The sequence below is a fragment of the Paenibacillus sp. EZ-K15 genome (assembly GCF_002573715.1).
GTDB lineage: Bacteria > Bacillota > Bacilli > Paenibacillales > Paenibacillaceae > Paenibacillus_AQ.
In genome coordinates this window covers 50,169-73,759 of sequence record NZ_PDHM01000007.1, presented here as the reverse complement: position 1 = coordinate 73,759, position 23,591 = coordinate 50,169, and the positions used below count along the sequence as shown (strand labels likewise).

Genomic DNA, 23,591 nt, shown 5'->3' with positions numbered 1-23,591 from the left:
ACTGTGGTCATTATATCCCGGACGGTCAGAGCCATACTGCGCATTCGTTAGGATAAATGCTGCATATCTTCGGTTATCTCTGCCTTGTTGCGGTACTGTCGGGGGGACATTCCTTTTCGCTGACGAAACACCCTTTCAAAATGCCCCAATGTATTAAAGCCGGAGACATAACAAATTTCGGTAACAGGCAGCGAAGAGGCCTGAAGCAGCGATTCGGCGAATTGCATTCTGACATTTTGCAGATAACGTTGAAAAGACTGCCCCACGGATTTCGAGAAACACTCGCTGAAATAAGTAGCCGAGTATTGGGCCTGACCCGCTGCATCCTCCAATCTCAAATCCTCACGGAAATGATGATGAATGTAGATCAGAGCCTTTTGCAGGTTTAAGTTGAGCTGCCGATCTCTCGTCCCGTTCGTGGGCTGGATGCGATTTGCGGCGCTGCCACGATACAGATCCACCAACAGCCGCTGAAGCGTAGCCCGGATCACGATCTCGCTGCCTTCCCGCCAAGCTCCGTTTTCCTCCCTCATCCGTTCGTAGTCGGCGAATACCCCCGGGAGCTGCTTCTCCTCAAGCTGTGCTTGCAGCAGACGTTTCCCGCCGAATAACCAATGGTAGACGTTATCATCCATCATAGCCTCGGTGAAAATGACATTATAAATTTCAAGAGGTTCCTCTTTCAACGAAACCAGCTCATGAAAATCGGCTGGCGTCAGCAAGAAGATGGTTCCGGATGACAGCGGATACGAGGAACCGTTGAGCCTGTGCTCACCTTTCCCGGAAACCACATAACTCAGCTCGTAAAATTCATGCCAATGCAGCGGAATCGTCCCCGGATGGATGCCATGAAACACCTGAACAGGCGCGTGGGGCTGCAATTGGTAATCTTCATTGGTTAGCCTGGGAGGCTGCTTGGTTTCCACTTAAGACGCTCCTTTTCACTTTTGATTTCACAATAATTCCAACACGGATAAGGGCGAACAGGCTAGAATCCTCTTAGGCGATGTCCTGCCGGTGCGATTCGGCCAGACTTGCGAAGTATCGAATGATGAAATCCCGGAACAGTACTGCAGTATGCGTGAGGTATCGGTCCTCGGGCCAAGACAAGGAGATTGAGCGTTTGCACCAGCTTTCTTCGAGCCGCAGTTGGACGACATCAGGTCCGGTTGATCCGCCCCACGTAACGGCTGGCAGGAAGGCAACTCCCTGACCAGCTCGAATTAGCCCTCGGACGGTGGCGGGATCGTCGCTCTCAAATCGGATACGGGGGGTAAATCCGGCAAGGCGGCAAAAGGCATCGGTTGTTTCACGCAGCGATTTACCCGGAGGCAGGGTAATGAAGCTCTCTTCCTTGAGCTCCTGCAAGCTGACATGGTTCCGATCCGCAAGCGGGTGCTCGGCGGGAACGGCAACCACGATATCCTCTTCGAGCAAGCAGACCGACGCTGTTCCTTTTGGTGGTGTTGCGCCATCGGATAGGCACAGATCGAAGCTCGGCATACCTTCGAATGACGAAACATGCTGCTGCAATTGAAACTCTGCATTCGGCCATTCTTTGCGGAAATCGGCCAATAGATCCGGCAGTAAATGCGAGGAGACGCGAACATCAAGCGTGATGGCAGCGGGGGCGCTGCCATTAGCATCCTGCAGCTGCAGCTTTCCATCCTCCAGCGCTTGCAGCGCGATATTCACTTGATGGAGAAACAGCTTGCCGTGCTCGTTCAGCCGTATCGTTTTACGCTCCCGTTTGAACAGCTTGGTTCCCAGCTCGGCTTCAAGCGACGCGATCATTTTGCTTAGTGCCGGCTGAGAGATATGTAGGCTATGGGCTGCTTTCGTCATGTGCTGCATTCGGGCGGCAGTCTGAAAATACTTTAATTGCAACAGTTCCATTCCGATCCCCACTTTCTACAATACATAACCTAAAAGTTATAATTAATATAAATCAATATATATTAGGGTTCATAAAATATACAAGATATAATAGTCTCAAATCGTAAGGATAGGAGACGATCAACTTGATCGTACAGACATTATCAGGAAAAGTTGCAGGCGTAAAATTAAAAGGCTCGTATGTATTCCGGGGCATCCCTTATGCTGCCCCGCCAATCGGTAAGCGAAGATTCAAGCCTCCGGCACCTCCGCTCTCCTGGCCGGGCGTGAGGCAGTGCAATCAATTCGGACCTATCGCACCGCAGAAGCATAATCCGCATGGCTGCATGCCGGAGCTTGTGCAGTCCGAAGATTGCTTAAATTTAAATGTGTGGACATCAGACGCAAGTGAAAATTTAAAGCCTGTCATGGTCTATATTCATGGCGGCGGGTTCGTGTCGGGCATGGGGGCGGAGTGCGATGGATCTCGATATGCAGCAGAGAATGGAATCGTCTACGTATCGATCAACTATCGGCTTGGTGCTTTAGGTTTCTTGTATTTGGGAGGACTGCTGGGCAAAGATTATGAAACCTCGGGCAATAATGGAATGCTCGATATTGCAGCTGCGCTGCAATGGGTTCAGTTTAATATTACCGCTTTCGGCGGCGACCCGTCGCGAGTAACCGTCATCGGCAATTCTGCCGGGGCCAAATGCACGGCCGCACTTTACGTGATGAAGACGACACGTGGCCTTTTCCACCAGGCTATCGCCCAGAGCGGCGCGACGCAGTCGATACGAGATTGTCAAACCGCTAATGTAACGAGTCTTCAGTTGCTTGAAGAGCTGGGATTATCTCAAGCCCAGGCGCATCAGCTGCTTGAACTTCCTGCGGAGAAAATAATCGAAGCACAGTCAACGATCGGTTCCGATACCTCGCGCAGCCTGCACATGTTCGGTCCGGTATCCGATGGCCATGTTATCCCCGTAGATCCCCTGGCGAGCATAACCGGCAGCATCGATCTGCCGCCGCTGCTGATCGGAACGAATGAGGATGAAGCGGCCATCTTCATTCATGATGATCCCTTGCTTCAATCACCGGCCTCCGAGACGCTCGATCGATTCTTCGGAGCGAATGCCGCTGTCGTGTGGGATGCTTATGGTCGTTATAATCAATCGATGTCATCGAGTGATGCATGGAACAAAGCGTTAACCGAGCACCTATATACGATTGGAGCGATGCAGTTCGCAGAAGCCGTGGCATCGTCCGGAACATCGGTGTGGATGTATCGGCTTCAATGCGGCGGCACACTCGGCGCGATACACGGTTATGAAGGCAGTCTCATCCATGCGGCGTTACCCCACAATCCTATGTCCACATTGCCCACCAATGAGGATCCATATGCTGTAACAGCTGAGAGTTATGCACTGGCAGGCGCCATGCGGGAAGCATGGGTTGCATTTATACAAAGCGGAGATCCGAATATCCATGCGCTGCCGGCTTGGCCCGTCTATGGAAGCGGGTACGCCACTATGGTTCTGGACAAGATTTGCTGCGTTCGCGAAGACCTGCCGGTTCCGGCTGGGATCGGCGTTCCCCATCAGGTTTGGAGGATGGTCTGATGCAGTTGGTCGATATTGCCCTCGTTATGGTGCTGCTCGGACTCCTTCTCGGTTTCGTAGGTGCAGGCGGCTCAGGTTTCATTATATCCATCCTAACCGTCGTATTCGGTTATCCCATTCATACCGCGCTGGGTACCGCACTGGCGGCGATGTTCTTCTCGTCGCTTTCCGGTTCTGTCAGCCATTACCGGGAAGGGAACATGGTACTGAAGACGGGGGCCGTCGTCGGCTTGGCCGGTGCGGCAGGGGCATGGGTTAGCTCAGGCTGGTCCTCGCTTATTCCCGAGGATAAGCTGGGCTTCATGACATCCGGTATGCTGTTCGCCTCTGGACTAGCCTTATGGTTCAGGATGCTGTACGTCTCACGTCGGTCGAAGGATTCCGGGGACTCGATGCCATCCGTCGTCCATGACTTCCGATACTGGCTGCAGGCGCTGCTAATCGGACTCATCACCGGCGCCTTATCGGGGCTGTTCGGAATCGGCTCCACCCCTTTCATCCAGTTAGGGCTTATGCTGATCCTCGGCATGTCGATGCGTTTTGCCGCCGGCACGACCATGCTGGTCATTATACCAATCGCACTGGCCGGAGGAGCCGGGTACTTCTCGATCGGGTACCTGGATGTTCAACTGCTCGTCGCTGTTGTGATCGGTACGATGTCCGGCTCGTATGTGGGGGCAAAGTTTACGAAGCGGGTACCCGTTGTCTGGCTGAAAACCTGCATGGTCCTCACCCCAATGATTGGTGCTGCCATTCTATTGCTGTAGAGGTTGCCCAACCAGTTAGGGAGTTGAATGAGCAAACATGATCTCTAAGTTAATTGCTGCGCAATCTCCCAGACTTGTCCTGCCGGAACTGTGAAGGCAGCAGTGCTAGAGTAAAGGGCAGATAATTTTCTGCCCCTCCGGGTAGAAGGGCCACCCAACTGGTGGCCCGAACCCCCACAGAACCCGAATACCACTATTATAGCTTGATTTGATTTATCGGGAGAGCGGTATTTTGATGCTTATTTCCGGCATCCGAGGCAAACCTATTTATAGGAATTAAAGGGGATCCCCAAGCTTATATTGGGAATATGTGCGTTTCTTAATGAATTAATAGATTCAGATGGATTCAATTACATGGAGATATCCACGTCCACCCGCTCCGGTCGGATAGCAGATTCAATTTTTTTATAAGCGACAGCCGCTGTAAACATAAACAAACAAGTGAACACTGTTGCCAGCGGGAGTAGCAGCACGACATCATGCGTGAAGATGAACGGAAGCAGCGGGAAAGCATATATCGCGGGCATACGAATCTTAACTATCCACTGCAATAACAGCATCAGCATCATATCCAGTACCGTTATGATGACCAAAGAATCCAAAGCCAGAAACAGCAGTGTCCCAATCGTCGCGGATACAGTTAATGCAGCTCCCTGCTTCAATGCCAGCTTACCGCTGTACTCACTTTTTTGAATCGACTCATATACCACGACAATGATGGGCGGAATAACGGCCAGCTTCCCGAAGCCGGTGATCCAGCATATTCCGATCCACACAAAGATCAGACACAGGAAAAAGTACGTATATTTATAATGGATCTGCACCTTCTTCTCCAGGGATGCATTCATTCGAAAGAATATAACCACCAGCATTAATATCAAAGTGGCGAGGAAAATGATCAGGACAAGCTTCCAATCATGCGCGTTGGTGATCAGAGGGAGCAAGCCGGTCGCAAGGGACGGAGCGAAGTTGGATTGGATCAAACGCAAACAGGCCATAATCAAGATGAAATCGATACCTACTTTACAGAGATAAGCAGCATGGAGATGATTAATGGTAAAACCGATCACGGATGTGAGTGTGGGAGCAAGGCAAATCTGAAGCGGATGCCTGAGCCAATTCGGATCCCGGTAGACCCACATGGCGATCACCATGGCCGCGATTTCGGGCAGGATAAACTCATGATTATGACGAAGGTCCGAAGCCCCGGCCATCAGGATAATCGTGGCGAAAGCCATCGTGTAAGCCAAGAGAGCTTTCCTTTTCTTCGTGTTCATGCATCCTCCCTTTATTTCAGCAACACTTCTGCGCTTCCCTCGTAATGAGAGGTGTCCCCGTACAGCTCGATGAATGGATGAGAATCATGAAATACAATTTTGCTTAAGCTCGCTGAAGGAACATCCGGCAAATTCCCCATGTCACTCAACTCCATTCCGGAATAATGGTTCAATAACGTCTTTAAGGTCATACGGTGGGTTACGATCAGAACGGTTCCTCCCGGACAGCTTAGCAGGATTCTTTCCACAGCGATTACCGCCCGATCCAGCAGCTCCGGAAAGGTCTCTCCCTGTCCTGTTGGACGGTATAAATGAGGTTTATGCAAAAAATGATCAAACTCAGCGGTATGCTCATTCTGTATTGTTGGTACGCTTTGTCCTTCCCACAGCCCCATGTGAATTTCCTTCAGTTCATCTAATTTAATGATTCTTTCCGATTTGCTTCCGCAAATCATCTGGGCCGTTGTCAACGCTCTCGGACTGGTACTCGAAAAAATCGCATCAAACGTGACCGTCTGTAACCGGTCACGCAACCGTGCAGCTTGCCGTCTGCCTTCAGGTGTTAACGGTGAGTCCATATGCCCCTGCATCTTCTGTTCCACGTTCCACTGGGTCTGGCCGTGTCTTACGAAATAAATGGTGGTGGTCGTCATGTTGCTCCCTCCTTTGTTGGTAATTGAAGTATACGTCCACAATGTATAAAATAAAAATATATGTTTTATATTATGTATTAACAAAATGTATAGGAGGTGATGGGATTGTCTCTCAATCTGCATGCATTGATGCTGTTCTATAACGTTGCTCTTGCCGGAAGCGTTACCGAGGCCTCCAAGAGGCTGAATATCAGCCAGCCTGCCATCTCTGCCCAAATTCGGAATTTTGAAAAGCAGTACAACGTCATTTTATTTGAGAAAAAAGGAAGAAACCTGGTTCTGACCTCTTTTGGCCAAAAGCTGTTTAAACCCACCGAAAAGCTGTTTCTTCTCGAAGAACAAATCGAAACCATGATTGAAGACTATCATAAACATCCGCAGGGAAAACTTCGGCTCTCCGGAAATTACCTCGCGACCAGCGTTCTGATCCCCAAGTGGGCTTCCTTATTCAAGCAAAGATATCCGAAAGTGGAAGTGGAAATTACGACGGTGAATTCACAAGTTGCACTTGAAAGATTGACGAATTACGAGGCGGATATCGCCATCTTTGGAAATAGCGAAATTACAAATCAAAATGACCATTCCCTCCATTGCCTAGAATTATATCAAGACGAATTCAAATTTGTGGTTGCGCCGAATCATAAGTATGCCAACAGGCAAATTTCCATGGAAGACATGGTGAAAGAGCCGTTTATTATGCGGGAGGAAGGCAGCACGACCCGAAAGAGGCTCCTTGAGCTGTGCAGCGTTCAAGATGTCAGCCCACCAAAGATCGAACTGCAATTTAACGGCCTTAATGAAACCATCCAGGCTGTGGTCGCCGGATATGGCGTCAGCTTTGTATCCTCTCTTGTGGCCAGTCCATTCATCAAACGGGGAGAATTAGCTAAAGTGGATGTCATTGGCGTCCGTTTTACCAACAAAATCGTGCTCTGCTCTCATGATAAAGATAATCTGGAGGGATTCATCCGCGATTTTATTTCGATCGCAAAGAAAGGTTAGATCCACACTGTAATGGGTCAATGGTCGTCTATCGATTAAAAAAGGAAGCCGTTTTTTCCGGCTTCCTCCAAATGGTACTATCCATTAATAAGCGGTGATTCTTTAGCTCATCTCATCGTTTTGAACGACCAGTTTCTTTTCACTCGTCGTTACCGACGCCGCTCCATTTTTCACGTGGGCTTTGACGAAATACTCCCCGCCTTCAGAAAACAGCGTTTTAATCCGGTAATTCCCATCCTGGTCTGGAATGGCAGTGATCATATCATGTTCGGGACTGTCTTTTTTCCATATTTCGAATTCGACTTGCGCGGTATCGACGATTGGATCGCTTCCCTTTGTTATATGGGCATCTATGAGAATGGCACGGCCGGATACAAGGACGTCTTGAACAGGATTCACTTCAACTTGCAGTTTGTCCGATTCTTTGGCCTCTCCCCCGCCAACGCCGGAACAGGCGACAGAGATCAATAAACATACGGCTGCAATCAAGAGCAGCACACTTCTTCTCACACGAATCATCTCCATTTCCTGTATAGTCCAAATCTCGTGGTGCATCCTAAGTATACAGAGACAAGTCATTAAGAAATAATATATTATATGTCCGATATATAAATAATAAGTATATATGGTAATAGAAGGAAGATTTTAGTTGCAACAGTAACAAAAAAAAGAAGCCAGATTAATCGACTTCTTTTTGTACTTCCGATTATATTTCAAAAGCTAATTTGTATTCTATTAAACGCTAAATATAAAGGTTTTCTAAATCGAAACTATTAGTAGACGTGCTCCACAACCGTTCATGCTAACAGCACTCGTTCTATCCCTCTTCGCCGATCATTTGCAGCTCAATTTGTTTCATTTCATAAAAATATCCCTGTTGCTCCATCAGCTCTGAATACGTGCCTGCTTCAATGACCCTGCCTTGGTCCATGACCAAAATACGGTCCATCTCTTCCAAGCCGGTCAGCCGATGGCAAATCAGAAGAAGCGTATCGTTAACCGCTTGCGCCAACAGATGCCGAAAAACACGCTGCTCCGTAACGTAATCCAGTGAAGACGTCGGTTCGTCCAGAAGCCATAACCGCCCTTCTCGGAGCATCGCCCGGGCCAAGGCTAAGCGCTGCTTCTCTCCATCCGACAAGTTCTCCCCTTTTTCATACACCATATCGTCCAGGGTCTTATTCGGCAGCTGCACTTTATCCAGTATAATCGACAACGCTTGGTCAGAATGATGCTCCTCATTCAACAGCAGGTTGTCCCGAACGGTGCCCCGAAAGAAATGACTGTGTTGCAGTACTACCTTTGAGGCTTGCCAAATGCTCGCTTCATCCAGTTCCTTAATCGAAGTATCATTTAAACGAATCTGACCGTCTGTCGGTGTGCGCAGCTTGAGCAGCAATTCGATGAGGGTTGTTTTCCCTGATCCACTCGGACCGACAATGGCGGTTTTAGACCCCGGCGGAAGATAGAGGGAAATGTCCTTCAGCGCTGGTCGCCATTCATCTTCATATTGAAATGAAACACCGCTCAGCTCAATGGAAACGGCTTTCTCGATAGGGAGGACACCGCATGGCTGCGGCGGCTGCTTATCTGCTGCATGAACCGTTTCCGCAAGCCGAGCTGCCGCATGTTCGCTATCCAGCTTATAAGCAGGCAGTGTGGCCATTGGCGCAGCTTCTTCAAACACCGTAAGCGAAGCCATGATCAGCATGGCAAGAAATACGCCGGCAAGCGAGCCATCCATAATCAAATAGGCGCCAAGAATCAGTACGCCCCACGAAATCAGATACGTTACAAAAACATGCAGTGATTGCCCGCGCAGCAGATGCCGGGCTGCCGCTTGCTGTTCCGCTGCCAATGCGGCGGAGGTACGCTGCAGCTGCTGCTCGCGCTTTTTCATTTGCCCGTATACTTTCAAATCGCGGAAACCGTAAAGCAATTCGGTCACTTCTGTGGAAAGCGCCGCTCGCTCTTGGCGAACGCGGCCATATATCCTTCTCTGTCCAAGGAGAACAAGTCCCGGAACCACAAAAGCCGTTGCCAGCATCCCCAGCACAAACAAACAGGCAATCCAGAATGAAAAGGCGGAAGTAAACAAAACCGTAGCCAGAAAGACCATGACAACAATGACAGGCGGATAGGCGACACGCAGAAAGTAATGCTGTAAGCTCTCTACATCCCCGACGATCCGTGCGAGCAGTTCTCCGCTCCGCTTTTTGCCCAATATCCCTGGCGTCAAAGGAACAAGCTTGGCAAAAAAGGATGTACGCAAACGGCTGAGCAGAGAGAATGTCGCCCGATGGGAATACAAGCGTTCCGCGTAGCGGCTTGCCGCCCGCAGCAGACCAAGTAACTTTACCAGGGACGTCAGCACAATCAAGGTGTAGAGCGGCGGGGCAAATACAGTCTGGGAGATCAGATACCCGCTTGCGGCGAAGAGGCATACACCTGCGATGCCGGCAACGAATCCTCCGATGATGGCGATGGCAATATCCTTCCGTTCCTGAATCATCGCCTTGGTTAAAATAGCCAGCTCATTCATGCGAGTCCCCCTTTCCGCTGGGCATCCACCATTTCAGCATATTGGGGCAGACGCGTAAGAAGCTCATCATGGCACCCGCTGTCCAGCAGCACTCCGTTGTCCATAAACAATATCCGGTCGGCATGTCGTATCGTGTACAAGCGGTGCGCCACGGTAATCATGGTCGCCTTGCTTGCAAGCTCGGCAATGGACCGCTGTAAGACGCGTTCGGTGTGCAAGTCCAATCCGACGGTGGGTTCATCAAACAAAATAACGGCAGGCCGCTTCAAAAAAGCACGCGCCAGCGCTAGCCTCTGCTTCTCGCCGCCCGACAACCCCCGGCCTCCTTCGCCGACAAAGGTGTCATAGCCCTGCTCCAACTCGGCTGCAACCGCAGCTAGTCCGGCGGCCTCCGCCGCCTGCACGACTTCGTCCCTGGAGGCGGCCCTGCCCGCACCAATCGCAATATTGTCGGCAAACGTGCCGGCAAAAATATACGGATGCTGGGTAATGTAGCTAACATGATCAAACCAGTGAGCCTCATCGTATTGCGCAAGCGGACGTCCGTTCACCAGCACTTCTCCCGACGTCGGCGCAAGCAGCCCGGCAATCACATGCAGCAAGGTGGTTTTGCCGGATCCGCTTTTACCGACAATGGCGATTTGCTCCCCTGGTCCAAACGACATGGAGCCGGCTGCAAGCTCGAACGAATCCGGCGCATACCGAAACCGGACATCCCTCAGTTCGATGGATGGCGGCATCCGTATCAAACCCAAATCGGCTGTCTCAGGCTTATCCACCGTATCCATCGGATCGACCCGGTTTGTTCTGTCCTTTTTCGCGGCGCCCTCTTGCCCATCTGTCACTGCTCCTGCTTCCCTTGTTTCCGTTAGCATCTCCTCTACTTTTCGGATAGCCCCCATGCTGGTACGACCGCTGTGAAAAGCAGTTCCGGTGTTTTTTAACAGGCTGTAAAACTCGGGCACCAGCAGCAGGATCAAAAAGGCAGTGTGGAAGGAAAGCGATTTGAAAACCAGCAGCTGCAGCGCCAGCTCAAGGGCGACAACGCCAATGCTAAGCATAACGATGGATTCCAGCATGAAGGTGTTGGTAAACGCAATCCGTAAAATGCCCATCGTTGCATCCCGATAGCCCAGGCTGCTGCGTTCAATTTCCTGTTGCTGATGATCCGTCCGACCAAACAGCTTGAGCGAAACCAGCCCTTGAAGAGAGTCGAGAAACGTACCGGAGAACTCGGCCAGCTGTGCGAATTTCTCCTCCGATTTGTTCTTCGTTTTCAACCCCACAAGCACCATAAAAATCGGGATAAAGGGGGCGGTAACCAGCATAATCAAGCCGGAATTCACATGCTCAGTAAAAACAATGACCAGAATCAGGACGGGAATAATGGCGGCTTCTATCATACGCGGTATATACTGGCTGAAATAACTGTCCGCCTCGTCCACCGCATCCAGCGCCACACTGACCTTTCCGCCCGTTTGTCCACGAAGCGTTGAAGCTACGGAAGCATGGGTCAGCTTTCGCAGCACCGCTGCTCGCATCTCCGTCTTAGCGCTTGCAGCCATGTGCAAGCCGATTATCCCGTTTCCATAAGACAGCAGCGTCCGCGCAGCCATCACAGCCAGCAATGAGCCAAGTATGACAACAACCGACGAAAAGGAAGCCCGCTGCACAAAAATCCTCTGGACCGCTTCGGCGAGCAGCGCGGCCTGGCCTGTCATGGCTGCACCGAGCGCAAGCGACATGAACCCCAAGAGAATAATACGTTTCCTTTGTGCGGACATTTGCTGAGACAGCAGACTGGTTTTCCCCTTCAAGTAACTCCCCTCCTTTATACCAAACCGCTGCAAGGTACTCCTGAATGAAGTGATACCCACGCACGATTATTATTTTTTGCCTTTTACATAATCCGCATCAAACAGGAATAGCCTAAAGACCAGTATAAGGGACGGAATCAGCAGGCATAGGCCGCCGATAAAGGCTGCCACAAGCGCAGCGCCCATCGACTCATGCGTGGCTCCGCTTTGAATGGTAATGTACGGATCCAGAATATAAGGATATTGCCCGATACCGTATGCAAAAAATGCACAGAAAAATTGCAGCATGACACAGATAAAAGCCAGCCCGTAGCGGCGTCCTTTGTACAGCAGCCATATGGCTATCATGAAAAAACCAACGGAAAGCGCCAGCAGCCACCATAAATCCATCATGTTTTGAAAATGCCGCTCATTATGTTGACTGAGGAAAATAAAAGCCGTGAGCGCGGCAATAATGGTTGGCGTACTCCAAAACAGGGCATATGTCCGCACCAGCTTTAGCGCTGGCTGATCGTCCGCACGGGATGCGTAGAAGGCCAGGAACGACCCGCTTATAAACAGTACCGATACGATGGCCAATGCGACGATGCTCCACGACAACGGACTCGTCATTAGCGTCCAATATTCCAGAGAAACAGTTCCGCCTCTATCCACAATAAAACCGCCTTCGGAAAGCGTTAATGCTACCGACAAGGAAGCCGGAATCAGCAAACCTGTGGCCCCATATAAAAACAGATACACGAGGTTTTCTTTGGAGCCGTAATTTTCAAACGCGTAAAAGGAGCCGCGGATTGCCAGCAGAATAATGGCGATGCTTCCCGGTATAAGCAGCGCAGATCCATAATAATAGGCTGTGTCCGGGAAAAAACCGACAATGCCGATAAAGAAAAAGACAAAAAACACATTGGTAATCTCCCAGACCGGCGATAAATAACGGGATATCAATCGATTGATCAGGTGGTCCTGCTTCGTCAGACGGGCATAGAAGGCAAAAAAACCGGCGCCGTAATCAATGGAAGCTATAATTAAATAGCCGTATAAAAACAGCCAAAGAACGGAGATGCCTATCAACTCGTAATTAATCATACCGGCTCACCCTTTCCCGTGGATTGATCGCGTTTCTCTCTCACGAACTCGTCCAGCTCGGCTTCTGCTGGTTTGTTACGGAACAAACGTCTCAGGACAAAGACACACATGGTCCCAAGAACAATATACAGTAGCAGGAAGAGGAAAAAGAGAATCCTCACATTCGGTGAAGTCGTAGCCGCCTCCTCTACGCGCATATATCCGCGGATAATCCACGGCTGCCGCCCGAGCTCCGCATAGAACCAGCCCATTTCAACGCCCAAAAATGCGAGAGGCGCACTAAAAACAATGGCCCGAAGCAGCCACTTGTTGAGCTCATTGCGTCTCTTCCAGAACAAAAACAGGAAATACAGGACCGCAACGGCCAACATAACAAAACCGATCCCGGCCATGAAATCAAACAAGTAATGGACAAGCAGCGGCGGCCTTTCATCAAGCGGAAACTCCTCCAGCCCCTTTACCTCGGCATCAAAGTCTCCAAAGGCCAGGAAGCTGAGCGCTTTCGGAATGTGGATGGCTCCCATTACCTTCTGCTCCGCATTAAGCCAGCCCAGTAATATCAAATCCGCACCGCTTTCCGTTTCAAAATGCCATTCTGCAGCGGCCAGCTTCTCCGGTTGATGCTCCGCCAAAAACTTGGCCGACATATCACCGGCTAAGGTTGTCAGCAAGCTGAACACCAGAACAACCGCCATCATGAGCTTCAATGCTTTCTTGTAATATGCCGAGGCCCCTTTTCTCAGAATAACGTAGGCTGCGATTCCTGCCAGCAGGGCAGCTCCCGTCAAATAGGCCGAGGTTAGTACATGGAATACTTTTGAAGGCGTTGCGGTATTCAACATCGCTTGCAGCGGGTTAACCGCCGTAAAGTGGCCTGCTTCCATGACGAAGCCTCCAGGCTGATTCATGAATCCGTTCACCGTCGTTATAAAAATAGCGGACATGCCTGCCCCGGCGACAATCGGAATCGTCAGCAGCCAATGGATATACGGGTTGCGGAACCGATCCCACGTGTACATATAAATCCCCAGGAAAATGGCTTCAAAAAAGAATGCAAAAACCTCCATAAACAACGGGAGTGCAATGACATTCCCCGCCACTTGCATAAAATTCGGCCAAACAAGCGCGAGCAGCAAGGATATCGCCGTTCCAGTCACCACGCCAACCGCCACCGAAATAACGAATCCTCGCGTCCATCTTTTGGCCATGAGCATGTAATGGGGATCCTTCTTACGTATACCAACAAATTCGGCAATGGCAATCATTAACGGAACACCGACGCCAACCGTGGCAAAAATGACATGAAACGCCAAGGTTAGCCCTGTCAGCCATTTGCTCCACAGCACCGTATCTATAACCACGAGATACTGCCTCCTTTCAAACCCTGTTCATTCGTTGATCGGGATTGACCCTAACCATACTTACCCGATAATTAAACGTTATTATAACGAAGCAATGTCTCAAATGAATCACGAAAGCCTCTCGTTCAACAAACAATCGTATCTTTCCGACAACTCGGTGAAAAACAAGAAAATCACTCTATCGAGTCATTGATCTATTAACCGATGTATGGTATTTGAAGCTGCATGCTTATCTACTCATACATTCGATAAAAAGAAAAAGTCCCCGTAAATACGGGGACCAGGCACTCTTCTTTGAATGAAACAACTGACTATTCTGCAGGCATAACCGTAGATGCTCTTACGATAAGTTCAGGGTCAATCCGAACATTGCCCCCACGTTTCATCGTACCATCCATACGCTTCAGCAGCATTTCCGCTGCGGCAAGCCCAATCCGGTCAGTAGGCTGCCGGACCGTTGTCAAATGGGGGCGCAGCTTAGATGAGATATACTGATCGTCATAGCCCACAATGGCTACCTGTTCTGGAACCCGGATGCCTTCTTCCAGAAGAGCGTTCATGACCCCGAGCGCGATATTGTCATCGCCTGCGAAAACGGCGGAAGGAAGTCGCCCTTCCTGCAGCCATTTGCGGCAGATATCATAGCCAAAGTCGATCTCGAAATCACCTGTAACCATTTCGAACGGCGCCATGCTCTTTTCCTTAAGTGCCTGCAGAAAGCCGCTGCGGCGTTCCCTCGTGCTGCGGAACATATCCTGCCCGCTTAAATGCGCAATGGAAGTATGGCCGAGATCGAGCAGGTGCTTCGTTGCGGTATAACCGCCTTTGTAGTTGTCTATGGTGACGGAAAAAGCGTCATTATCCGGCTTCTGGTTGTCAATCAGGACATAAGGGATATTGCGCCGTTTCAATTCCACGATATAGTTGTCTTCTTCCATTGGCGAGAGCAGAATCAGTCCGTCCACGCGATCTTCCTGAATCAGATAATGGGCTTCGTCAGAGCCTATGCCCGTAGAGACCGAAATGGCCAGGAAATAACCGTGAAGTGCCAGCACTTCATTCAACTCCTTGACTACAGCGTCGAAGAAGGAGTCCTGAAGGGTGGTCACGATCAAACCGACAATCCCTGTCTTACCGCGGGCTAAACTCCGAGCGGCAGCATTAGGACGGTAATCAAGCTCCTTGATGGCTTCCAGAACCTTTTGTCTGTTTTTCTCTCGAACAGATTCGGCACCGTTTAAGACACGTGACACCGTTACAACGGACAGGCCTGATTTTTTTGCTACGTCAAATATACTAACCTTCATTGTTTATACTCCTTGCGGCGGATTTTCCGTACGTTTACATTGGCTTAACACTAGTATACATGGACGGAGGCCTGGCCGCGAAGCTAAATTAACAGATGTACCGCCCCTTTCGGGGCGGTACATCTGTCTGCATTAACGTTTGATAATTTCCATGACTTTTTTCTGAATCGTTGGCATCACTTCTTCAACGGTCTTGTGTCCGGTATCGATCGGCTGCATTTCGTTGATGAACATGTCATTGATTTGCGAGTAGTTGGTGATCAAGTGATTATAGGATTCAAAGCCGTATTTCACAGCGCCTTCATAAACCTTTTTCACATCTTCCGGATCGATGCCCTCAAAATGCTTGTAATAAGCTTCAGCTGCCTTCGTATTGACAGGTGGATTGCCGCCGCTCAGGTCAATGGATTTTTCCTGAACTTCTTCGCTGACCAGATATTTGATCCATTCAAAAGCTTCCTTCGGATGCTTGGAACCTTTCAGAATAAAGAGTGGATCGACGAACAGCACGCTGCGGATCTTGTCGTTGCCGCCGGCAGGAACTGCAGCCACGCCGACCTCGAACGGAAAGTCATTGGAGCCTGCAAGGCTCCAGGAGCCGCTGACGGTCATGCCAACCTTGCCGGTTACGAATGCATCGCCATTTTGCCCGGCTACGCTCTTACTCCATTCCGTCGTCGGGGAAACCTTATCCTTCAAAATCAGGTCAAACAGTTTGTTGTAGGTTGCAATCACTTCAGGAGAATCAAAGTGTGTCTCCGAGGGCACGCCGCCGTTGGTCCAGGTATCCTGGGAGTAGGGCTCAACGCCGAAATACAGCGGGCGCATATCGCGTTCGGACCATGTAAAGTCGACGCCATACTGTGTTTTAGCGATATCGTCGGATACATGCGTCATTTTCTTGGCTTCTTCAACCATTTTGTCAAACGTCCAGCTCTTGTCCTCGTAATCGCTTGGAGGATAAGGAACATTGGCAGCATCAAACATGTCTTTGTTATAGAGCATGAGGGTCACATACATATTGACCGGAATCCCGTATACATGGTCTTTGATGGTATAGATGTCCATGAGGTCTTCCGGGATGCTGTAATCGGATGCCTTAAAGCCGTCTTCCTTTATAATGTCGTTCATGTCAAGCAGCATATCTTTGTTGAAATATTCCGCAAAACCGCCGTAGCCATAATGGCTTGTCACGTCAGGCGATTTACCGCCAGCGATCAGCGTTTGCAGCTTGCTATCAAACTGCTCGTAAGGAGCCTTTTCTATTCGGACCTTGATGTTAGGGTGCTTGGCTTCAAAGTCCGGAACCAGCTTTTCAATAAAAGTCCGGTCTTCCGAATCCATCGTGTAATGCGTAATGGTTACTTGCTCGCCTGAAGAACCGCCGCTGTCGCCTTTGCCTTCGGGAGCTACCTCTCCCGCTGATTTGCCGCCGGTGCAGCCGGACAATGCCAATACGACGAGCATGCTGAACGCAAGCAGAAGTGCATAGGTCTTTTTAATCCTTCTTTTTTTCATGAACTACAGTCCCCCATATACTCAAGTTTGTTTGCCGCCGCTGCGGCGGGGTCTTTACTTGATGCCTGTAAGTACAATTCCTTCAACAAATCGTTTCTGGGCTATCGCAAATAAGGTGACAATCGGCAGCATGGCGAGCACGGAGGCAACCATGAGTAGATGCCACGGTGGAATGCGAAACCGCGACGAGGTGAAGGAAGACATACCGACCGGAAGCGTAAATTTATCCGATGAGCTTAGGTAGAGCACGGGTGTCAGCAGGTCGTTCCAGCTGTAAATGAAGGCAAAGATGGCAACGGTTGCAAGTGCCGGACCAGACAGAGGCAAGGCAATCCGCCACCACATCCGCAGCTCGCTGCAACCGTCCATGCGCCCTGCGTCAAACAACTCATCCGGCAGCGTGGAAAAGAACTGGCGCAGCAAAAAGATGTTGTATGCCGAGCCGAAAAATGCAGGTACGATCAGCGGCAAGAACGTATCGATCCAGTTCAGCTTGGAAAAAAGAATGAACTGCGGGATCATAATCGCTGGATAAGGAAGCATCATGGTGCTGAGCATCAACATGAACCACAGGTTGCTGCCCTTGCCCCGGTATCTGGCAAAGCCGTAGGCTGCCAGCGCCGACGACAACAGAGTGCCGACCACGGTCAAAGTGCCGATAATGAGACTGTTCATGTACATTTGGCCGAAGTTTAGCGTTTCGAAAATTTCCTTGTAGTTGCTCCACTGCCAGGAATCCGGCAAAAAGGTCGGAGGAAACTTCAGGAGTTCCTTCTTCGATTTCAGCGAGGTCGAAACCATGAAAAACAAAGGCAGGAGCATGAGAAAGGTGGTGACCACTAAGGCAATAAAGCTGGCAATGCTTACGACATCGATTTTGCGCCGGCGTTTATTCGTAGAAGGTGAAGCCGAAGGACTGGCTGTCGGAATGGTTCTCATTTGCGTCCGCCTCCTTCATAGTGAACATAACGGTTCGAGAATTTCATAATTAGTGCCGTAAACAGCATGACAACGATCAGCAGAACCCACGCGAGAGCGGATGAGTATCCAGCCCGGTATTCTTTGAAGGCGCTGGTGTACAGGTTGTAAACATAGAACCATGTTGAGTAGTTAGGACCGCCCTGGGTCATGACGTACGCTTGCGTAAATACCTGGAAGGAGTCAATGACACCCATAATCAGCTGGAACAACAGCACCGGTGATATCATGGGGAGCGTCACATTCAGAAAAATCCGGAAGCGTCCCGCACCGTCAAGCTTGGCGGCTTCCACGAGACTGGCAGGCACGCTCATGAGTCCTGCGAGGAACAGAATCATGCCTGAACCTACTGTCCAGAAGGACATAATGATCAGAGCGTAAAGCGCATAATCCGGACTCATAAGCCAGGACGGGCCACTGATGCCGAACCAGGACAAAACATAGTTGAACAGACCGATCGATGGATTGAAAATCCAGTACCACAGCAGTGACATCGCCACGCCGGATACCATGCTCGGAAAATACATGGCGGTCCGGAAAAATCCGCGGAACGGTATTTTCGTATTGAGCAGGAGCGCAAATCCGAGTGCCAGCAACAGTTGGATCGGTACGCTTATAAACGTATACCGTACCGTTACCACAACGGATTTCCAAAACAGATCATCTTGAAACATTTCGGAGTAGTTCGCCAGGCCGACATATTTCGGTGGGTGGATAATGTCATAGTCCGTGAAACTGTAATAAAGGGATGACAGAATCGGATACAAGGCAAACACCAGGAAACCGATAAGCCATGGAGCGATGAAGAGGTACATGTATAACGTCTGCCGTCGGCTTTCGCGATGGGTCACGGAAACACCAACCTTTCTTTTTATTTTGAAAATTATAACGCTTTAACTTTCAATATAAAGTTTCCCCTGTTTTCAGGGTTTCATAGGATGATGTATGTATAAAAGTTAAAGTGCTTTAATTTTCATATCCGGTCTGATGACATTATCATAGAGGATGATTTCTCAATTATCAACTGTTTTTTTGGAAAAATGAAAGCGCTGCATTGATTGCCACTGCCGAAACCATTTGGTCGGAAGTCTGTCAAAGGCTGGTGCAGAACGGTTTGCAGCCGATGTCTAGACTCTAGAAACATCATGAAATTTCTGCCAGGAAGAACAATTAAAAAAACCTTCCAATGATCGAATAACGATCATTGGAAGGTTTTCGTTTCCTGAAGGCCACAAACCTGTAGCTATTTATTTGCGAACGACAGTATAGCCTTTATCCTTAAGCAGCTTCACAATGCCATGCTCACCCAGATAATGAGCTGACCCTACCACAATGAAATACTCTTCGTTTTTGCCGTTTTTCAAATATCCGTCGATTTTGTCTGCCATGCCGATGTTGCGGTCGATCAGCATCGCTTTGTTATATTCCTCGTCACCCGACATGCTGTTTGTTAACTCGAGCAGCTGCTCGTCATTGCCTGTTTTCCACATTTCGGCCATCTGGTTCACGCTCTCGTCCAGTACGTCGAAGTTATCGAGGGCGATATTGAGGTTTTTCTCCTGCAGCTCCTTGGAGAAGTTATCAAACATGCCCAGCTGGGATTCATAAGTCTCCAGTTCCAGAATCGGCACTTTGCGTTCAATAGCCTTCTGGATGAAATACAGGTCGATTCCAGCTGATGCGTCGTACCCGGCTTTCACGGATTTCAGACTACTGATCGTGGTTTCGGCAACCCAAGGCTTGAATGCATCGAGTGCATTCGGCTGCATGCCACTTTGCTTCAGAATTCCGCCAAGCTTGGCATAGGTCTCACTGGATACATGGTCCTTCAAGGTTGTCCCATCCTGATACATTCCCAGATCCATGATCAGTTTCTGCTGCTCCTCATCAGCCGCTTTGCTGATATCAATCTCAACACCGAGATAGTCTGCCTCGGCAAATGCTTCTTCAAACTCTGGACGTAGCGGGTAGAAGCTGTCATCCGCGATATGCATGGAGCCTACGAGGTACACTGTATTCCCGTTGCTCTCCACTTCCCACATGAAGCCGCGGCCGCCAGCTTGTGCGGTTTCTGTTTCCTTGGAAACCAGCAGAACGGCGCGAGTTTTCGCATCCCAGCTAACCTTATAACCCGCAGCGTCCCCAACAACTCGAATTGGCGCATAGGTTACACCATTGATTTGTTTCAGTTTACCTTTCAGCGTAATGGTTTTGCCATCCACAACGACATGGATCGTGTCATCTGCTGTACCCTTCAGTTTCACGTCCAGAGCCTGAAGCGTTGTTCTGAGCGGAACAAGCGTTGTGCCCTTGTCTATAATCGGTGTACCAAGCGAATATTGAACAACCTGGTTATCCACTTTCACTGCCGGCTGTTGTTGTAGGGCAGCCATGGCAGGTACTGCCGAAGCGAGTAACCCAACCGAAATCGCGAGGGACAAGAGCATTTTTTTCCAGTTTTTCATTTATGTAATCTCCTTTATTTTCGTATAATCTTGAAAATTTCATCTTGTAATTCTTGTTCCAAAGAATAACTGCCAGTGCGCTTCATTAATGATCAAAGATTTATGATGGTTCGCCATACCGATGGTTGGTATGGCGCCCACTAGTCTTCTACTTTCTTGCTTCAGCAGCCCACAACTATTTGTGCTGCCTATGCTTACATCTTATAAGCCTTCATCGCTTTTCTAAGCTCCTTGAATGTAGGGCGCTTGCCGTACATCAGGACACCGGTGCGATAGATTTTCGCAGCCAGCCAACCGAAAACGAGGATGGATACGATCAGGATCGCCAGCGAAAGAAGAATCTCCCACACTGCTATATCGCCAAGGCCGATACGAACCAGAATCGTGGTTGGCGAGATGAACGGGATGTAGGTGGATACCTTCATCAGCATCGAATTCGGAGCACTTAGGCTAAAGATGGCGATATAGAATGCCACCAGGGACAGCATCGTAATCGGCATGACCGCCTGCCCCAAATCCTCGGTACGGCTGACAATCGAACCGATAGCCGCGTAGAGCATCGCATACAAGAAATAGCCAAGGATGTAGAAGATTAAACCGAACACCAGCAGCATCGGGTCTATGGCTGTCAGGTCGAGATTCATGTCCTTCAATGTATCTATATTGTGCGGCAGTATCAAGTTCACAACAACTACAACTCCAAATGCCGCGATCTGTGACAGTCCCAACAGGAACATGCCGATAACCTTACCAAACATTTGGCTCAGCGGAGATACGCTTGTAATCAAAATCTCCATAATGCGGGAGCTCTTCTCTGTTGTTACTTCAGATGCGATCATGTTACCTGTCCCCATCAAAGTGAAGAAGAAGAGAATAATCAGTGCATACACAACAATGTAGTTAATAACCTCGGAAGCTCCTTCTTTCTCTCCGGAAGCTCCGCCAGCGTTACCTGTTTCTGTAGGATCGATACTCCGAGCGTCAATCTGAACCGGTTGATTCAGTTCATTAATCTGCGCATCGGACAAATCAAGTCCGTCTACAATGCTGCGCGTCTTTGCCACTTGTAGAGCTGCTTGCAGATTGGATTGCAGTTCCGGGCTCATCGCCTCATCTTCAGAGCTGTAGACCACGGTCGGGAACGTATTGCCTTCTTGCGCTTCGAATTTCAGATAACCTTCGATTACGTCATCCTTAATATCCTTATTCAGCGCGGCTTCATCAGCCGTTTCGTATTTTATTAATTCATAGGAAGTTGTCGGCAGGTTACTCCAGGTAGTCTCCAGTTGTTCGGCGAGCATCTGCTCCTGTCCGTATACCAGGCCGATGCGGGTGGTTTCTTCGGATCCAGCCTTATCTCCCGTAAACATTTGGATCAGAAAAGGAAGATTGATCCCGATCGTAATAATGAGTGCAAAAATCAAAGTTGAAACGAGAAAGGACTTTGTTCTTATTTTATTCATGAACGTAAATCGGATAACGGTCCACATATTATTCATTGGATTCACCTACCGCCTTTATGAAGATTTGATTGAGTGTCGGCTCCTTCACTTCAAACCGATGGATCGTGCTTTGCGACATGGCTGTATTCAAAATGTTTTGCGCTGCATCAACCTGGCTGATCCGGATGGAGTAGCCGTCTTCTGTTCGCTCCACAGCCGTTACGCCTGGTAGAGCTTCAAGACCCCCGACTTCACCGGACGTACCGAGCAACACTTCTTCACGAGGATACTTGGATTTGATATCCTTCAGATTTCCCTTCACTACCGTATTGGAGCGATGCAGAATGGTAATGTTCTTACACAACTCCTCGACATGTTCCATCCGGTGGGTGGAGAACAGAATGCTTGTACCCTTGTCGCGAAGTTCTTTTACCGTTGATTTCAGAAGTTCGACGTTCACCGGATCCAGCCCGCTGAAGGCTTCGTCCAGAATCAGAATTTGCGGGTCATGAACAACCGCTGCGATAAAGCCCATTTTTTGCTGGTTACCTTTGGAGAGTTCCTCAATCTTCTTATCGTAATAGTCAGGTACTTCAAACCGTTCCAGCCAATATTTCAGACTCTTATCCGCGTCTTTCGCGGACATGCCCCGCAGCTGCGCCAAGTAGGAAATCTGCTCGCTGACTTTCACTTTCGGGTATAACCCGCGCTCCTCCGGCAAGTAACCCATAATGTGGCGCAGTTCCTTGTTATACGGCTTTCCGTTATACAGAATTGTTCCGTCATCCGGGTAGATCAATCCAAGCACCATCCGCATGGTGGTTGTTTTGCCAGCGCCGTTAGCACCCAGCAGTCCGTAGATTTCACCTTCCTCAACCTGAAGCGAAATCCGGTTTACCGCCGTTTTGTCCGCATAAATCTTAACTACATTGTCTAATTGCAAGCGTTGCATATCGTAAAAACCCCTCTCTATCCTAGTTCTGCACGTTGGCAGGTATGTTTCCGTCAATCCATAATCGAAGCACTTCATCCAGCTCCAGGGAACGGGTCTGAATAAACGGTATGCCTGCAGACTGCAGGATCTTCTCCACTTCCAAGCATTCCGTCGTTATAAAAGAAATCGTAGTCGCTGTCTCTTGTTTGAAACTCAGAATACCCGGCAGCTCCTCGACAATGGAGGCATCCTCTTGGATCCAGCACTCCTTCCAGTTATCCAGCAGCGAGTCCTTCTCCACCATGCCCAGCAGCTTCCCATGATGGATTAAAATGACGTAGTCTGCCAGACGGCGAATTTCATCCACCACATGGGTTGAGAGCACGATTGTTGTGTCCATGGACTTCATCACTTTGTGCAGCTGATCGATCATCAGCTTCCAAGCGAAAGGATCAAGACCGGAAGAAGGTTCATCCAGCAGCAAAAACTTGGGCCTTGGCGCAAGTGCAGCGGCAATCTCGAATTTGCGTCGTTCCCCTTTGGACATCTTGCGAAGTTTTACCCCCCGCGGGACATCGAACCGGGATAACAGCTCATCGAAAAAATAACCGTCCCAAGTGTCATACCAGGAAGCGCGAAAGCTGGCCGCTTCATCCACCGTCATATTCTGTTCCTCTACGCTCAGCTGCTCAGGTACGAAGCCCATTTGTTTACGGATGGAGACGGGAAGCTCTCCCCGGTAAGACTCGCCGAACCAAGTGATCTCCCCTTCGTCCGGAAACACGGTCTGCATCATCATGTTCAGCAAGGTGCTTTTTCCCGAGCCATTAGGTCCCACCAGAGCAACAATATATCCTTGAGGGATCGATAATTGTATCGGACCGATGGTTTTCGTTTTCCGTCGTTTAATGACATTACGAAATTCAATAACATGCGGTTCCATGG

Annotated in this window: 20 protein-coding genes; 3 read left to right on the top strand and 17 right to left on the bottom strand. The window is 49.5% G+C overall.

All coding sequences use genetic code 11. The features are described 5' to 3' along the window. Positions 1-47: 47 nt before the first annotated feature. On the bottom strand, positions 48-926 hold the full coding sequence (locus CRG97_RS03990; protein WP_098741862.1) for an AraC family transcriptional regulator: 879 nt from the start codon (positions 924-926) through the stop codon (positions 48-50). Positions 927-999: 73 nt separating this feature from the next. Continuing rightward, positions 1,000-1,896: a LysR family transcriptional regulator gene (locus CRG97_RS03985; RefSeq protein ID WP_098741861.1), complete on the bottom strand. Its 897-nt coding sequence runs from the start codon at positions 1,894-1,896 to the stop codon at positions 1,000-1,002. Between the two features lie 125 nt (positions 1,897-2,021). Here CRG97_RS03985 and CRG97_RS03980 point away from each other — a divergent pair, with 125 nt between their 5' ends. Both CRG97_RS03980 and CRG97_RS03975 read left to right on the top strand, forming a co-directional pair. Beyond that, positions 2,022-3,497 carry a carboxylesterase/lipase family protein gene (locus CRG97_RS03980; RefSeq protein ID WP_098741860.1) on the top strand — a complete coding sequence of 492 codons (1,476 nt, stop codon included), beginning with the start codon at positions 2,022-2,024 and terminating at the stop codon, positions 3,495-3,497. Continuing rightward, complete coding sequence (locus tag CRG97_RS03975; protein WP_098741859.1) at positions 3,497-4,264, top strand: sulfite exporter TauE/SafE family protein; 768 nt, start codon at positions 3,497-3,499, stop codon at positions 4,262-4,264. Before CRG97_RS03980 ends, CRG97_RS03975 begins: the two co-directional genes overlap by 1 nt. Before the next feature lie 350 nt (positions 4,265-4,614). On the opposite strand, the gene CRG97_RS03970 is transcribed toward CRG97_RS03975, so the two are convergent. Both CRG97_RS03970 and CRG97_RS03965 read right to left on the bottom strand, forming a co-directional pair. Then, on the bottom strand, positions 4,615-5,541 hold the full coding sequence (locus tag CRG97_RS03970) for an HPP family protein (RefSeq protein ID WP_098741858.1): 927 nt from the start codon (positions 5,539-5,541) through the stop codon (positions 4,615-4,617). Positions 5,542-5,552: 11 nt separating this feature from the next. Further along, positions 5,553-6,194 carry a histidine phosphatase family protein gene (locus tag CRG97_RS03965; protein ID WP_098741857.1) on the bottom strand — a complete coding sequence of 214 codons (642 nt, stop codon included), beginning with the start codon at positions 6,192-6,194 and terminating at the stop codon, positions 5,553-5,555. Positions 6,195-6,299: 105 nt separating this feature from the next. On the opposite strand from CRG97_RS03965, the gene CRG97_RS03960 reads away from it, so the two are divergent. After that, on the top strand, positions 6,300-7,196 hold the full coding sequence (locus CRG97_RS03960; RefSeq protein ID WP_237566282.1) for a LysR family transcriptional regulator: 897 nt from the start codon (positions 6,300-6,302) through the stop codon (positions 7,194-7,196). A gap of 102 nt (positions 7,197-7,298) precedes the next feature. On the opposite strand, the gene CRG97_RS03955 is transcribed toward CRG97_RS03960, so the two are convergent. The 13 genes from CRG97_RS03955 to CRG97_RS03895 form a co-directional block, all read right to left on the bottom strand. Further along, positions 7,299-7,706 carry a FixH family protein gene (locus tag CRG97_RS03955; protein WP_161952912.1) on the bottom strand — a complete coding sequence of 136 codons (408 nt, stop codon included), beginning with the start codon at positions 7,704-7,706 and terminating at the stop codon, positions 7,299-7,301. A gap of 307 nt (positions 7,707-8,013) precedes the next feature. Beyond that, positions 8,014-9,738, bottom strand: a complete 1,725-nt coding sequence (gene cydC / locus CRG97_RS03950) for a thiol reductant ABC exporter subunit CydC (protein WP_098741854.1) — start codon at positions 9,736-9,738, stop codon at positions 8,014-8,016. Further along, positions 9,735-11,555, bottom strand: a complete 1,821-nt coding sequence (cydD, locus tag CRG97_RS03945) for a thiol reductant ABC exporter subunit CydD (protein WP_098741853.1) — start codon at positions 11,553-11,555, stop codon at positions 9,735-9,737. Before cydD ends, cydC begins: the two co-directional genes overlap by 4 nt. A gap of 69 nt (positions 11,556-11,624) precedes the next feature. Continuing rightward, positions 11,625-12,641, bottom strand: a complete 1,017-nt coding sequence (locus CRG97_RS03940; RefSeq protein WP_098741852.1) for a cytochrome d ubiquinol oxidase subunit II — start codon at positions 12,639-12,641, stop codon at positions 11,625-11,627. Beyond that, positions 12,638-14,002 carry a cytochrome ubiquinol oxidase subunit I gene (locus CRG97_RS03935; RefSeq protein ID WP_098741851.1) on the bottom strand — a complete coding sequence of 455 codons (1,365 nt, stop codon included), beginning with the start codon at positions 14,000-14,002 and terminating at the stop codon, positions 12,638-12,640. The genes CRG97_RS03940 and CRG97_RS03935 overlap by 4 nt, the downstream gene beginning before the upstream one ends. Before the next feature lie 311 nt (positions 14,003-14,313). Continuing rightward, positions 14,314-15,309 (bottom strand): LacI family DNA-binding transcriptional regulator, encoded by a 996-nt coding sequence (locus CRG97_RS03930; RefSeq protein ID WP_098741850.1) that lies wholly within the window; start codon positions 15,307-15,309, stop codon positions 14,314-14,316. Between the two features lie 132 nt (positions 15,310-15,441). Then, positions 15,442-16,827: an ABC transporter substrate-binding protein gene (locus tag CRG97_RS03925; RefSeq protein WP_098741849.1), complete on the bottom strand. Its 1,386-nt coding sequence runs from the start codon at positions 16,825-16,827 to the stop codon at positions 15,442-15,444. A 54-nt stretch (positions 16,828-16,881) separates the two neighbouring features. Further along, positions 16,882-17,766, bottom strand: a complete 885-nt coding sequence (locus CRG97_RS03920; RefSeq protein WP_098741848.1) for a carbohydrate ABC transporter permease — start codon at positions 17,764-17,766, stop codon at positions 16,882-16,884. Continuing rightward, complete coding sequence (locus CRG97_RS03915) at positions 17,763-18,620, bottom strand: carbohydrate ABC transporter permease (RefSeq protein WP_098741847.1); 858 nt, start codon at positions 18,618-18,620, stop codon at positions 17,763-17,765. Before CRG97_RS03915 ends, CRG97_RS03920 begins: the two co-directional genes overlap by 4 nt. Before the next feature lie 432 nt (positions 18,621-19,052). Beyond that, positions 19,053-20,270: a TraB/GumN family protein gene (locus CRG97_RS03910; protein WP_098741846.1), complete on the bottom strand. Its 1,218-nt coding sequence runs from the start codon at positions 20,268-20,270 to the stop codon at positions 19,053-19,055. Positions 20,271-20,464: 194 nt separating this feature from the next. Next, the gene (locus tag CRG97_RS03905) at positions 20,465-21,769 is read right to left on the bottom strand and encodes an ABC transporter permease (RefSeq protein WP_098741845.1); all 1,305 of its coding nucleotides are present in this window, start codon (positions 21,767-21,769) and stop codon (positions 20,465-20,467) included. Beyond that, entirely contained in the window at positions 21,762-22,664 is a 903-nt protein-coding gene (locus CRG97_RS03900; RefSeq protein WP_098741844.1) for an ABC transporter ATP-binding protein, read from the bottom strand. The genes CRG97_RS03905 and CRG97_RS03900 overlap by 8 nt, the downstream gene beginning before the upstream one ends. 22 nt (positions 22,665-22,686) lie before the next feature. Further along, a complete protein-coding gene (locus CRG97_RS03895) occupies positions 22,687-23,589 on the bottom strand; it encodes an ABC transporter ATP-binding protein (RefSeq protein ID WP_098741843.1) in 903 nt (300 codons plus the stop codon). Positions 23,590-23,591: the final 2 nt, after the last annotated feature.